Below are 13,643 nucleotides of genomic sequence, written 5' to 3'. Positions count from 1 at the left end.
GTCCCGGAAAGGAAGTCCCGGCATGTCCCCAGCGTCCCGCACCAGTCGGGCCAGGGCTCAGCTGACCCTGAAGGAGCCCCCGGCCTCGGTCGGCGCCAAGCCCGGAGGGACGCTCGCGCGGATCAACCTCCAGTTCAACCCCTCCACCCTGGAGCTGAGCAAGACCACCGAGTGGCGGCGCACCCCGTCCCGGATGGCGGCGGAGTCGGCGCTGCCCGAGTTCGTCGGCAGCGGCCCGCGTCAGCTGAGCCTCGAGGTGTTCCTGGACGCCACCGCCAAGCACGACAACTCCGTGGAGCAGGCGGTCGAGAAGCTGATGAAGGCCTGCGTGCCGACCAAGGCCAGCCTGGGCCGCAAGAAGCCGGCCAGCCCTTGGGTGCGGTTCGAGTGGGGCACCGCGCGGACCACCTCGTTCGACGGGGTGCTCTCCAGCCTGTCCGTGACGTACACGCTGTTCGACGTGGACGGCAAGCCGCTACGGGCCACCTGCCAGCTGTCGATCGAGGAGGCCAGCGTCGGCCCGGCGGGCCAGAACCCGACGTCCGGCTCGCGCACCGCCCGCAGTACGCACACCGTCGTGGCGGGCGACAGCCTGGCCCTGCTGGCCTGGCAGGAGTACGGCGACGCGACGGCCTGGCGGGTCATCGCGGAGGCCAACGACATCGACGACCCGATGGCGCTCGTGCCCGGCACCGATCTGGTGGTGCCGGGACTGGGCGACGAGGGCGCGGAGGAGGAGCAGTGAGTCCAGCCGGGGAACGGGACGGCCGGTCGTTCGCGGCGGACCCCGTCGTGGAGGCACCCGGCGAACTGCCGCCGACCTGGGCCGCGCAGTTGGTGAGCTGCGTGGTGGACGAGAACGTGGGTCTGCCCGACGCGGCGGTGCTCACCTTCCGCGACCCCGACCACGAGTTCCTGAAGAAGACCGGCATCACCATCGGCACCCCGCTCAAGGTGTCGGTGGTGACCGTCACCGGGACGGCGCGCGAGCGGCTGTTCAACGGTGAGGTGACCGCCCTGGAGGTGGACCGGGACCGCACGGGCTCGTTCACCGTCGTGCGCGCCTACTCCAAGGCACACCGCCTCCAGCGGGGCCGGAAGGTGGTGGCGTACCGGAACATGACGGCGTCCGCGATCGTCCGCAAGGTGGCCGCCGGGGCCGGGCTGGCCTGCGGCACGGTGCAGGCCGCGCCGGTCACCTACAAGCAGCTCTCCCAGGCGAACGTGTCCGACTGGGACTTCCTTCAGTTCCTGGCGGCCGAGAGCGGCGCGCAGGTGCGCGTCGACGACAAGGGGATGCTCCAGTTCACCAAGCCGAAGAAGGCGTCCGGCGCGCCCGCGCCGTCGACCTCCGCCGCGAAGAACCCGCTGGTGCTGGAGTACGGGCGGAACCTGCTGGCGTTGCGGGCCTCGCTGTCCGCCTCCGACGGTGCCTCGCAGGTGGAGGTGCGCGGCTGGGACGTCACCACGAAGCGGCCGTTGGTGGCCAAGAAGCCGTCGGTGAAGAGCGACACGGTGGTGCCGGGCCTGAGTCCGGCGCTCGCCGCCAAGTTCGGCAAGTCGTCGAAGCTGACCGTCACCGACACCCCGTACCGCACCCAGGCCGAGACGAAGGCGGTCGCCGACGCGGTGGCCGATCAGGTCAGTGCCGGCTTCGCGGAGTTGGAGGTGCTGGCCGAGGGCAACCCGCTGCTGCGGGCGGGCAAGCCCGTGGCGCTCGGCAACGTCGGGCAGGCGTTCTCCGGCAAGTACACGGCGACGGCGGTGCAGCACGTCCTCGAACCGCACGGCGGATTCCGCACGACGGTGTGGGTGAGCGCCAGCCCGGACCGCTCCCTGACCGGCCTGGTGACCGGCGCCAACGCGCCGTCCCGCGGCCCGCGCATGCCGGGTCTGGCGATCGGCGTGGTGACGGACGTACGCGAGCCGGCCGGCGCCGAGAACGGCTCGGTGAAGCTGAAGTTCCCCTGGCTGGACGACACTTACACCACCGACTGGGTGCGCACCGTGCAGATGGGCGGCAAGGGCGGCGGAGGTGTGGTCAGCCCCGAGGTCAACGACGAGGTCCTGGTCGGCTTCGAGCAGGGACTGCTGGACAGCCCGTACGTCATCGGCGGGCTCTACAACGGCGTCGACAAGCCCTCGCCGCACGACGTGCCGCTGATCGACAAGACCAGCGGGAAGGTCAACCGCCGCTCCATCGTGTCGCGTTCGGGGCACCGGATGGAGCTGCTGGACGCGCGGACCAAGTCCGGCCTCAGGCTCGTGACCGCGGACGAACTCCTCGAAGTCTTCCTCGACGACCGGATGAACCGGATCGAGGTGACGGTGTACAGCGGGAAGGGCCGGGCCCGCACGGCCCGTACCTCCGTCGTGCTCGACAGCAAGGGCATCACGCTGGACGCGAAGATGGGCAACGTGACCGTGAAGGGCAGGCAGGTGGACATCAACGGCACGAACGGGGTGAACATCGACGGCCGTTCGGTGAACGTCACCGGCAAGACGGGGGTCACCGTCGACGGCGGTCTCCTCGGCGTCCTCAAGGCCAGGCTAATCAAGATCAACTGATCCCCCCCCGCCCAGCGTCCGCCGTCCCCCTCCCGACTCTGTCTCCCGACTCCGTCTCCCGATTCCGTAAGGAGCACCGCATGCCGGCCGCAGCCCGTACCGGTGACCCCACCAACCACGGCGGCACCGTCACCACCCCGCCGCCCGCCGCCGCCAGGTCGGTGGCGACCGTGCTGATCGGCGGCCGCCCCGCCGCCGTCGTGGGCAGCCTGGTCGTCTGCCCGATCCCGCCGCACGCGGCCCTGGGCCCGGGCAACGTGATCATGCCCAACCCGGGCGCGCTGGCCGGCGGCCCGGTACTCATCGGCGGCCTGCCGGCCGCCCGCCAGCGCGACCAGTCCACGTGCGGCGCGATGGTCGTCACGGGCGCCATGAACGTGCTGATCGGGGGCGTGTGATGAGCGGGCGGATCAGTCGGTGTGGCTGGTTGGTTCCGTTGTCGGGCGGGCGCCCTGGGTGTGGTGCTGTGGTTCTGCCTGGCGCTTCGGGCGTTCAGATCGGGGGTGTGTGATGAGCGAGCGGTTCATCGGCCGTGGTTGTTTGCTTCCGTTGCGGGTCGGGCGGGCCGCGTGTGGTGCTGTGGTTCTGCCCGGCGCTTCGAGCGTGCTGATCGGGGGTGTGTGATGAGCGAGCGGTTCATCGGACGGGGCTGGGCGTTTCCGTTGCGGGTCGGGCCGACCGGGGGGATCGCCATGGTCGAACGGGAGCGGGAGATCGAGGAGGCGATCCGGCTGGTGCTCGGCACCGCGCCCGGCGAGCGGCCCATGCGCCCCGAGTTCGGGTGCGGCATCCATGACTACGTGTTCGCCCCCGGCGACGGCGCCACCGCCGGACGTATCGCACAGCAGGTGCGTGAAGCCCTGGAGCGGTGGGAGCCGCGGATCGCGGTGGACGACGTGGTGGTCGCCTTCGACGCGATCGAGGACGGCACCCTCTACATCGACGTGCACTACACCCTGCGTTCCACCAACGACCGGCGCAACCTGGTCTTTCCCTTCTACACGATCCCCTCCGAGGAGGGGGCCGAGGAATTGGTCGCGGACTGATGGCGCTGCCCTCCCCCAACCTGGACGACCGACGGTTCCAGCAACTCGTCGACGAGGCGAAGCGGTACGTGCAGCAGCGCGCCCCGGAGTGGACCGACCACAACGTCTCCGACCCGGGCGTCACGCTGATCGAGACGTTCGCCTACCTCGTGGACCAGCTGCTGTACCGGCTGAACCGGGTCCCGGACAAGAACTACACCGCCTTCCTCGACCTGTTGGGCATCCGCCTGTTCCCGCCGGCCGCGGCCCTCGCCGACGTCGACTTCTGGCTGTCGGCGCCGCAGCCCGACACGGTGACGCTGACCGCGGGCACCGAGGTGACCACCGCGGGCGGCGAGAACGACGACGCCGTGGTGTTCACGACCACCGACGAACTGCGCGTCGTACCCAGCGAGTTGACGCGTCTGGTGACCGCTCCCAAGACCGGTACGCAGACCGACATGACCGGCACGCTCGCCGAGGGCCATGACATTCCCTGCTTCCAGGCGGCACCGGAGCCCGGCGACGCGCTGCTGTTCGGCCTGCCCACGGCGGTCCCGCGCTGCATCGTCGCGGTGCGTCTGGACAGCCGCGTCGAGGGCGTCGGCGTGGACCCGCGCCAGCCCCCGCTCGTGTGGGAGGCGTGGGACGGCGGCGGCTGGCAGCTGTGCGAGACCGGTACGGACACCACCGGCGGCCTGAACCGGCCCGGCGAGGTCATCGTGCACGTCACGGCCGGACACACCGCGTCGGTGATCGGCGGGACCCGGGCCGGCTGGCTGCGCTGCCGTGTCACCGAGCCGGAGCCGGGCCAGCCGTTCTACTCGGAGTCCCCGACGGTGCGCGAGGCGGAGGTGTTCACCGTGGGCGGCACCATGTCCGTCGAGCACGCCGAGACCGTGACCGATGTGCCGCTCGGCACCTCGGAGGGCGTCGCGGGGCAGACGTTCCGGCTCGGCCGCCCGCCGGTCCTCCTCGACCGCGAGCCTCCCGTGGTGGAGGTGTCCTCGCCCGAAGGCTGGCAACACTGGGACGTGGTCGACCACTTCGGCCGCTCCGGCCCCGCCGACCGGCACGTCCGCGTCGACGCCACCACCGGCGAGTTCGGCTTCCCCCCGGTCCTGCGCGAACCGGACGGCACGCTGCGCCAGTGCGGCGCCGTGCCCCCCAAGGGCGCCCAGATACGGGTGGCCCGCTACCGCACCGGCGGCGGCCCGGCGGGCAACGTCGCCCGCGGCGCGATCAACGTGCTGCGCAGCTCCGTTCCGTACATCGCACAGGTCACCAACCGGGAGGCGGCGCGCGGCGGCGTCGCCGGTGAGACGGTGGAGAACGCCAAGCTGCGGGCGCCGGAGGTGCTGCGCATGCAGGAGCGCGCGGTGACCGCCGAGGACTACGAGATCATCAGCCGCCAGGCCGCGCCCTCGGTACGCCGGGTCCGCTGTCTGCCCGCCGCGGACGCTCCGGGCGCGGTACGGGTCCTCGTGGTGCCGGACGCGGTGGCCGACGAGGGCGACGACCGGCTCCGCTTCGAGCAGCTCATCCCCTCCGACCAGGTCCTCGAAGCGATCACCGCGAGCCTCGACCAGAGACGCCTGATCGGCACCCGCCTCGTCGTGGAACCGCCGGTCTACCAGGGCGTCACCGTGGTGGCCCGTCTCGCGGCGGCACCGGCCGACACCGACCGGGTCCGCGACGACGCCCTCGACGCCCTGTTCCGCCACCTCAACCCACTGCACGGCGGCCCGGACGGCACCGGCTGGCCCTTCGGACGCCCGGTCCAGTACGGCGAGGTCTTCGGCATCCTCCAGAACGCCACCGGCAACGCCCTCGTGGAGGAGATCCTCCTCTTCCCCGCCGACCCGATCACCGGCCGCCGCGGCGCCCCCTCGGACCGCATCGACGTGTCCGCGGGCGCGCTGGTCTTCTCCTACCAGCACCAGGTGGTCGTGACGGCGCTCGATCCGGAGGGACGGGGATGAGCGTGCGTGACATGGCTGTCGGGACGGAGGTACGGGGATGAGCCGTGCCGCCGTGCCCGGTCTGCCGAGCAGGTATCCGATCGGTGGGCAACTGCCCGCCCTGTACGCCGACGACGACTTCGCGCAGCGGTTCACCGCCGGCCTCGACACCGTCCTCGCCCCGGTCTTCGCGACCCTCGACAACCTGCCCGCATACCTCGACCCCCGGGTGACCCCGACCGACTTCCTGTCCTGGCTGGCGTCGTGGGTGGGCGCCGCCGACGACCCGGCGTGGCCCGTGGAGCTGCGCCGCGAGGCGGTCGTCCGCGCGGTGGAGCTGCACCGGTGGCGCGGCACGAAGCGCGGGCTGGTCGAGGCGCTGCAACTCGCGCTCGGCGTGCACGTCGAGGTGACCGGCGAAGGCGGCGCGTGGTGGTCGGGCACCGCCGGCGCCGAACTGCCGCCGGAGCCCGCCGCCGAGATCCTGGTCCGGGTGTGGCCGGGCCGCGAGGCGCAGGTGGACGTGGACAGGGTCCGCGAGATCGTCCGGGCCATGTGCCCGGTGCACACGGCGTTCCGGGCGGAGGTCCTGCCCGGCCCGCCCACTGACGAAGGGAGGTGACGTCATGCGCGCATGTCCCGCGTGCGGGGCGTCCAACGGCTCCACGGACGACTTCTGCGGCAACTGCGGCGCGTACTTGGGCTGGTCGGACACCACACCGACCCCGAGCGCACCCTCGCCCACGACGCCGGAGCCCCCGGCCCCGACCACCCCCTCACCGCCCCCGGCGGAGGAGCCCGGGTCCGCCGAGCCCCCACGCACCCCGTCACTGCGCGCCCGCCTGACCGGCCTCGGCCGCGGCGAGGCGAGGAGGCCGAGCACCACGCAGCCCGCGGACCCACACTCCGGCGCCGACCCCGGCCAGGACGAGCCCACGAACTCCCCGCCCCAGACCGGCGCCACGCCCCCTGTCCCGGCGCAGGCCCCGACCACGGGCGGCACGACCGGCGACTCCGCAACCGGCGGCTCCACGACGGGTGACGCTCCGGGCGGGACCACCGGCGCAACCGCCGAGGGAACGGCAGCCACGACTGGCGACAAGTCCCCTGGCGCGTCCACCGATGGTCCGACGGCCGCGACGGCCAGCGACTCCACCAGCGCGTCTGCTCCTGGGCCGGCGGCCACGATCGCCGGCGACTCCACCAGCGCGTCTGCTCCTGGGCCGGCAGCCGCGATCGCCGCCGACTCCACCAGCGCGTCCGCCCCTGGACCGGCAGCCGCGACCGCCGCCGACACAACCAGCGCGTCCAGTGCCGGTGACGCAGCCCGCCCCACCGCAGCCGCGCCACCCACCACGCCACCCGCGCCGTCCACGCCACCCATCACACCCCCTGAGCGGCCGTCCACGCCCCCCACGCCACCGTCCGGCCCTTCCGCGTCCGCACCCACCGCACCACCCGGAACGCCCGTACGCCCCCCGCAAGCCCCGGCACCCGCCCCGCAAGCCCCAGCGCCCGCACCGCAGACCCCGCAACCCGAATCACCACCACCCCCCAGCACCCCGCCCGTTCCGCCAGTCGCCCCCGTCGCCCCCGTCGCGCCGGTTCCGCCCGCTTCCCCCGCCCGCGACATACCGCGCCCGCGGACCCCGGCCACCCCCACCCCCACCCCCACCCCCGAGGCCTCGGCGCCGGAGGCCATCGTGCCTGTCCGCCCGGCGAAGGCGGTGGCTCCGCGCCCCGTTGTGCGACCGGTGGAGGTGACGGACGAGGGGACGGGGTTCCCCTGTCCCGCCTGCGGTACGGCCAACCAGCCGGACCGCAGGTTCTGCCGACGCTGCGCGGCCGAGCTGAGGCCCACCGCGAAGGCCGCCCCGCTGCCGTGGTGGCGGACCGTGTGGCCGTTCCGCCGCCGGGTGCGGGCGAGTTCGGGCGGGATGACGCGGTTCCTGGTGATCCTGCTCGTGGTGCTGGCGCTGTGCGCGGGCGGCTTCCTGCTGCTGCCGGCCGGCCGCGCCCTGGTCGAGGACACCCGGGACAAGCTGGGCAAGCCCAAGCCCATTACGCCGATGGACATCGTGGCGAGCGCCTCGGTGCCGGGGCACCCGGCGAAGAACACCACGGACGGACTGAACAACCGCTACTGGGGCGCGCCCGCGACGGGCGCCTCGGTGACGTACACCTTCAGGAAGCCGTTCCGGATGGTCAACCTGATCATCACGAACGGCGCGTCCAAGGAGCCGCAGGAGTACGCCCTCCAGGCACGCGCACTCCAGGTGGAACTGGAGGTGACGGCGGCGGACGGCACCAAGCACACCAAGGAGCTCACCCTCAGCGACAAACCGGGCGACCAGCCGATCGAGACCGGGTACAGCGACGTGAAGACGGTACGGCTGGTCCTGCGCTCGGCCGTCGGTCTGTCTCCGGGCCGTCATCTGGCGCTGGCGGAGGTGGAGTTCTTCCAGCGAACCTGACCCGGCGTCGCCGGTCCGGCTACGGCCTTGTCTGCTTGGGCCCGTTCACGGTGTCGGCGGCGTGCTTCGGCCCCCGGTTCGAGAACTGGCCGACGAGTTCACGGAAACAGACCAGGGCGGTGATCGGCGGAATCCCGACGATCACCATCGCAAGAAGAGAATGCGGTGACTGGCCGATGCACAGAGCTACCGCCGTGCTGGAGGAGATCAGCATCACGGCCCAGGACCGCCGAGCGGTTCGACGCTGAACGGATGCCCGCAAGATCGATAAACCCGCCACCAGCCACGGTCCGTACACCGTCAGCGGCCACCATTGCGCCAGGTTCTCGGACACCACCAGCAGTGCAATGGTGCGCAGTTGGTCGTACGAATAAGAAATGGACCAGTACAGCATCGTCACCGCGCACATGGTGATCATGGCCACCAGGATGGTGACCGTGACGACCCGCGGGTTTCTGGTGAAGAGCTGAACGCCCGGCCGGGGCCGCCTGCGATTCACCGGGCGGCGCGGGCGCCGGTGGCTGTCCAGCGGGGGAGGGACGGGATCCACCACGCTTGGCGGCGTCGTGTTCAGCATCTGGGCCAGCTCTTGGTCCAGATCCCAGCCGCCCGACGAGATCATCGGGTCGGGGATGTGCCACATGTGCTGGGCGTCGAGCGGCTGAGTGTCGTCAGGGCTCTGATTCACCGCATACAGCAGATTGTCGTCCTGAAGCCTGTCCATTGATCACTCCTTCCTTCGGCTCAGGACGCTTCATCCAGAGTGTGAGCCTCGGACTGGAGTGGGGATTGTGGTGGCGGTGTCAAGTCCGTCCAGCGTAGCCCGCAGATATTCACTCTTGATACTGCTGATCGCTTCGAGGAAGTCCTCAAACAGGTCCGAGCAGTGCGGGTGAGCCTCTTCTGCATGCCTTTCCTCCCAAGTCACGTCCACCTAACGAGCATCCGAGGGAGCAAGGCATCGGGCATTCGGGGGAATATTGGCCAGCGGTGATTATTTTATGCATCGGATTAAGATGCCCAGCCGCTGAAATTCTGACCATGAATTACGCGGTACTACCAGGTCACCGGCAGTTCGTAGACGCCGTAGACGATGCCGTCGTCCTTGAACGGGATCTTGTCCGGTTCGGTGGCCGCGCGCAGGGTGGGGATGCGGCGGAAGAGTGTGCTGTAGACGATCTGGAGTTCCAGCCGGGCCAGTTGCTGGCCCAGGCACTGGTGGATGCCGAAGCCGAAGGCCATGTGGTGGCGGGCGTCCCGGTGGACGTCGAGCCGTTCGGGGTCGGGGAAGACGCCGGACTCCCAGTTGCCGGTGGCGCCCGGGATGATGATGCCCTCGCCGGCCCGGACGAGCCGGCCGTCGATCTCCAGGTCCTCCAGGGCGAGGCGGCGCTGGCCGTTGTGGACGACGGTCAGATACCGCAGCATCTCCTCCGCCGCGCTCGCGAGGACCTTCGGGTCGTCGGTGTCGCGGACGACGGCGAGCTGGTCGGGGTGTTCCAGGAACGCGAGGACGCCCAGGGCGATCATGTTGGCGCTGGTCTCGTGCCCGGCACCGAGCAGCAGGAGGCCGAGCATGGTGGCTTCCAGGCGGCTGAGGTCGCCGTCCCGCATCCGGGCGGCCAGCTCGGAGAGCATGTCGTCGGCGGGGTCGGCGAGTTTCGCGTCGAGTTGCTGGTCGAGGTACTGGAAGAGCGCGCCGAACGAGTCCCGCACCTCTCCGGCGGACACGTCCCGGCGCAGGCTCACCTTGCTGTTGCGCTGGAAGAAGTCGTGGTCGTCGTAGGGCACTCCGAGCAGTTCGCAGATCACCAGCGAGGGCAGCGGCAGCGCGAGCGCCTCCACCAGATCGACCGGTTTCGGGCCCGTCAGCATGGTGTCGATCAGGTCGTCGGTCATCCGCTGGATCGCGGGCCGCATGGCCTCGATGCGCTTGAAGGCGAACGGGGCCGTGACCATCCGGCGGATGCGCGCGTGGTCGGGATCGTCCATGTTGAGGAAGGAGGGCGGAGTCTTGGCGGCCGTCTCCCGGAAGGCCTCGTTGAGATAGGGGAAGCCCGGGCGGGTGGTGTCGACGCTGAGGCGCTGGTCGCCGTAGAGGGCCTTCTGGTCGGCGTACCGGGTGACGAGCCAGTGCGTGCTGCCGTCCCACAACCGCACCTTGGAGACCGGCTTCTCGGCGTGCAGCCTCAGCATCTCCGGGGGCGGTGCGAAGGGGCAGCCGGCCGCCCGGGGCATCGGAAAGTCGGGAACGGCCTCGTCCGCCGTCTCGGTCTCGGCCAGGGCGTCGGTCATGGCACTCCTCAGGGTGGGGAACTGAGTCGTGGACATGCAAGCGCACCAACCTGACAACTTCCGGTCGGCAGCCTGACGGAAGCCGGATTGGCCGGATCATGCGGTCCGGCTCGCCGAGTGCGATGTGCGCAGCCCGGTGAACCCGATCAGTTCGGGTGGCCGGCGGGCGAACCGGCGCGGAGGTGCGGGACGCCGCGCGGATGACGAGGTAACCGGCCGTTTCGCCCAGGGTGTTGGAGATGAGGTCGTTGACGTCCACCGGCCGGGCGTCGTTGCACAGGACGTAGATGAGGCACTGTGGACCGGCGATGACGAGTGGTCCGGCGCTCAGACCGGGTAGGCGTGGGTCTGCGTGGCCTTCACCGTCGCCCAGACCTCCGCGCCCGGGTGCAGATCGAGTTCGGCGGCGGCGACCGTGGTGAGGTCCGCGGCCAGGGGAAGCTCACCCGTGAGGTCGGCGCGGATCTGGTCGCCGTGCGTCTCCAGGCCCGCGACCTCGCAGTGCCAGAGGTTGCGGGCGCTGGCGCCGTGGGGGCGGTCGCGGTAGAGGGTGACGGCGCTCGGCGGGAACGCCACGAACACCGGTCCTGCGAGTTCCTCGGTGGTGGTGATGGGCGGGCCGGCGTCGAGGCGGACGGTGTGGCCCTCGGCCTCGCCCCGGTAGAGGTTCAGCCCGACCAGCTGGGCGATGTAGTCCGTACGGGGGTGCCGGGCGATGTCCGACGGGGTGCCCTCCTGGACGACCCTGCCGTGCTCGACGACGACCAGACGGTCGGCCAGCACCATGGCGTCCAGCGGGTCGTGGGTGACGAGTACGGCGACGGCCTCGAACTCGGCCAGGTGGCGGCGGAGTTGGGCGCGGACCTCCAGGCGGGTACGGGCGTCCAGCGCCGCCAGTGGTTCGTCGAGGAGCAGCAGCCGCGGGCGGGTGGCCAGCGCGCGGGCCAGGGCGACGCGCTGGGCCTGGCCGCCGGACAGCTTGCGGGGCTTGGCGCCGGCGTGCTCCGCGAGACCCAGCCGGTCGAGCCACTCGGCGGCCTGCGCTCGCGCCTCCGCCTTGTTCGCGCCGTGACAGCGCGGTCCGAAGGCCACGTTGTCCAGGGCGGTCAGATGCGGGAACAGCAGGTAGTCCTGGAAGACGACGCCGACCGGGCGGGACTCCGGCGGCGTACGCTCCAGCGCCGTGCCGTCCAGCCGAAGCCGGCCGCCGCCGAGCGGTGTCAGGCCGGCGAGGGCGCGCAGGGCGGTGGTCTTGCCGGCGCCGTTCGGGCCGAGCAGGGCGACGACTTCGCCGGGCGCGACGGTCAGTGCCACGTCGAGACGGAAGGCGCCGCGCTCCACGACGAGGTGGGCGTCGAGGCCCTCCTCGGAGGTGTCGGCGCGGACATCGTGGGCGGCCTTGTGGGTCTCGGTCATCCTGCTGTCATCCAACGGTCGCGCAGGCCGGCCAGCACCGCGACGGACACGGCCAGCAGCACCAGACTGAGGGCGATGGCCGCCTCCGGGTCGCTCTGGAGGGCCAGGTAGACGGACAGCGGCATGGTCTGGGTACGGCCGGGGAAGTTGCCGGCGAAGGTGATCGTCGCGCCGAACTCGCCCAGCGCCCGCGCCCAGGCCAGTACGGCCCCCGCCGCGATACCCGGCGCGATCAGCGGCAGCGTGACCCGGCGGAACGCGGTGAAGCGGGAGGCGCCGAGCGTGGCGGCCGCCTCCTCGAAGCGTGGGTCGGCGGCCCGCAGGGTGCCCTCCACGCTGATGACGAGGAACGGCATCGCGACGAACGCCTCGGCGATCACGACCCCTGTCGTGGTGAACGGCAGCGTGATGCCGAACCAGGAGTCCAGCCACTTCCCGACGATGCCGTTGCGGCCGAGCGCCATCAGCAGCGCCACACCGCCGACCACCGGCGGCAGCACGAGGGGGAGGGTCACCAGGGCACGGACGAGGCCGCGCCCGGGGAACTCGACCCGGGCCAGCAGCCAGGCCAGCGGTACACCGATGACCAGGCTCACCGCGGTTGCGGCGGTGGCGCAGACCAGGGACAGCTGGAGCGCCTGCCACACCTCGGTGCTGGTCAGCAGGTCGGGCAGGCTGCGCCAGGGAGCCCGTACGAGCAGGGCGATCAGCGGCACGATCAGGAACGCCAGGCCGATCAGCGCGGGCACCAGCAGCGGCAGCGGCGCGCCGCGCGTCCGGGCCCGGACAGGCCGACGCCGCGGCCCGCCCCGGAGGGCGTCGGGCGCGGCGTCGGCCTTGCCGGTCGGGATCACGGCTTGAGGAACCCGGCCTCGGTCAGGGCCTGCTGACCTTCGGCGGACTGCACGAGCGCGATGAACGCCTTGGCGGCGTCGGCGTTCTGCGCGTCCTTGAGCTGGACGATCGGATAGTCGTTGATGGCGTCGGCCGACTCGGGGAACTCCACGCCCTCCACCTTGTTACCCGCCGCGTGCACATCGGTCTTGTAGACGACGGCGGCGTCGGCCTCCTTCAGCTCGACCTTCGTCAGGGCGGCCTTGACGTCCTGCTCGTACGAGACGGGGGTGAGCTTCAGCTTGCCGGCGTCCAGCGCCTTCTGGGCGGCGGCGCCACAGGGCACCTCCTTGTCGCACAGCACGACCTTCAGGTTTGACTCGGTGAGGTCCTTCAGGGAGGCGATCTTGTCGGGGTTGCCCGGCAGGGTCGCGATCTCCAGCTGGTTGCGGACGAAGGTGGCGGGCGTGCCCGAGGCGTCGCCCGCGTCCGTCACGATCGCCATCGTCTTGGGGCTGGCGGACGCGAACACGTCCGCCGGGGCGCCGCCGGTGATGCTCGCGGCGAGAGAGTCGCTGCCGCCGAAACTGAAGGTGACCTTCGTGCCCGGGTGCTCCCTCTCGAACTCCTTGCCCAGGGCCGTGAAGCTCTCCTTGAGGGAGGCGGCGGCGAACACGGTCACCGTGCCGGACAGCTCGTCCGAGGAGTCCGACTTCGCCGACGAGGAGTCGTCGGACGACGAGCAGGCGCTCAGGGCGAGCAGGGCGGCGGCGCCTGCACCGGCCATCTGCAGGGTCCGGCGCGCGGTACGGGTCATCACGGGTCCACTCCCTCTGAACGGCATGCGCTGATGATAATGCCGCAGATGCGAGGGCAAAGTCTCCTGTCACTTCGCATGAGCCGTGATTGAGATCGACGTGGATGGCATGTGCGTTTGTACGGGAGGCGAGTCCGGGTACGGTCATCCGGGAGGTGGTAGTCCCTCCCCTCGATGGCGCCGGTCCCCAGCTCGTCCTCCCCCAGGACCGTTGCCGCGCACGGCACATCAGCGGCATCGACGTGATACGTGT

12 protein-coding genes are annotated in these 13,643 nt (G+C 71.3%); 7 read left to right on the top strand and 5 right to left on the bottom strand.

The features are described 5' to 3' along the window. Positions 1 to 22 precede the first annotated feature (22 nt). The 7 genes from KCH87_RS08140 to KCH87_RS48905 all read left to right on the top strand — a co-directional run bounded on the left by KCH87_RS08140 (position 23) and on the right by KCH87_RS48905 (position 8,028). Positions 23 to 745, top strand: a complete 723-nt coding sequence (locus tag KCH87_RS08140; RefSeq protein ID WP_210585231.1) for a LysM peptidoglycan-binding domain-containing protein — start codon at positions 23 to 25, stop codon at positions 743 to 745. Then, on the top strand, positions 742 to 2,568 hold the full coding sequence (locus tag KCH87_RS08135; protein ID WP_210585230.1) for a VgrG-related protein: 1,827 nt from the start codon (positions 742 to 744) through the stop codon (positions 2,566 to 2,568). Before KCH87_RS08140 ends, KCH87_RS08135 begins: the two co-directional genes overlap by 4 nt. Before the next feature lie 80 nt (positions 2,569 to 2,648). Further along, entirely contained in the window at positions 2,649 to 2,966 is a 318-nt protein-coding gene (locus KCH87_RS08130; RefSeq protein WP_210585229.1) for a PAAR domain-containing protein, read from the top strand. Positions 2,967 to 3,191: 225 nt separating this feature from the next. Then, positions 3,192 to 3,614, top strand: coding sequence for a GPW/gp25 family protein (locus tag KCH87_RS08125; RefSeq protein WP_210585228.1), 423 nt, complete (start codon positions 3,192 to 3,194; stop codon positions 3,612 to 3,614). Then, entirely contained in the window at positions 3,614 to 5,575 is a 1,962-nt protein-coding gene (locus tag KCH87_RS08120; RefSeq protein ID WP_210585227.1) for a putative baseplate assembly protein, read from the top strand. Before KCH87_RS08125 ends, KCH87_RS08120 begins: the two co-directional genes overlap by 1 nt. 37 nt (positions 5,576 to 5,612) lie before the next feature. Further along, positions 5,613 to 6,176, top strand: a complete 564-nt coding sequence (locus tag KCH87_RS08115) for a phage tail protein (RefSeq protein ID WP_210585226.1) — start codon at positions 5,613 to 5,615, stop codon at positions 6,174 to 6,176. Positions 6,177 to 6,180: 4 nt separating this feature from the next. Beyond that, positions 6,181 to 8,028 carry a zinc ribbon domain-containing protein gene (locus tag KCH87_RS48905; protein WP_247195883.1) on the top strand — a complete coding sequence of 616 codons (1,848 nt, stop codon included), beginning with the start codon at positions 6,181 to 6,183 and terminating at the stop codon, positions 8,026 to 8,028. A 19-nt stretch (positions 8,029 to 8,047) separates the two neighbouring features. Here the strand turns inward: KCH87_RS48905 and KCH87_RS08105 are convergent, their stop codons facing one another. From KCH87_RS08105 to modA, 5 genes are all read right to left on the bottom strand, one after another. Beyond that, positions 8,048 to 8,752 (bottom strand): DUF2637 domain-containing protein, encoded by a 705-nt coding sequence (locus tag KCH87_RS08105; protein WP_210585225.1) that lies wholly within the window; start codon positions 8,750 to 8,752, stop codon positions 8,048 to 8,050. 332 nt (positions 8,753 to 9,084) lie between these two features. Next, positions 9,085 to 10,323, bottom strand: a complete 1,239-nt coding sequence (locus tag KCH87_RS08100) for a cytochrome P450 (protein WP_210585224.1) — start codon at positions 10,321 to 10,323, stop codon at positions 9,085 to 9,087. Positions 10,324 to 10,650: 327 nt separating this feature from the next. Further along, positions 10,651 to 11,739: an ABC transporter ATP-binding protein gene (locus tag KCH87_RS08095; protein WP_210585223.1), complete on the bottom strand. Its 1,089-nt coding sequence runs from the start codon at positions 11,737 to 11,739 to the stop codon at positions 10,651 to 10,653. Continuing rightward, positions 11,736 to 12,590 carry a molybdate ABC transporter permease subunit gene (modB, locus tag KCH87_RS08090; protein ID WP_374198982.1) on the bottom strand — a complete coding sequence of 285 codons (855 nt, stop codon included), beginning with the start codon at positions 12,588 to 12,590 and terminating at the stop codon, positions 11,736 to 11,738. Before modB ends, KCH87_RS08095 begins: the two co-directional genes overlap by 4 nt. Then, entirely contained in the window at positions 12,590 to 13,390 is an 801-nt protein-coding gene (modA, locus tag KCH87_RS08085; RefSeq protein ID WP_210585221.1) for a molybdate ABC transporter substrate-binding protein, read from the bottom strand. Before modA ends, modB begins: the two co-directional genes overlap by 1 nt. Between the last annotated feature and the right edge of the window lie 253 nt (positions 13,391 to 13,643).

It is taken from the genome of Streptomyces sp. GESEQ-35, from assembly GCF_017948485.1.
Lineage (GTDB): Bacteria > Actinomycetota > Actinomycetes > Streptomycetales > Streptomycetaceae > Streptomyces.
This window is presented reverse-complemented; position numbering and strand designations above follow the sequence as displayed.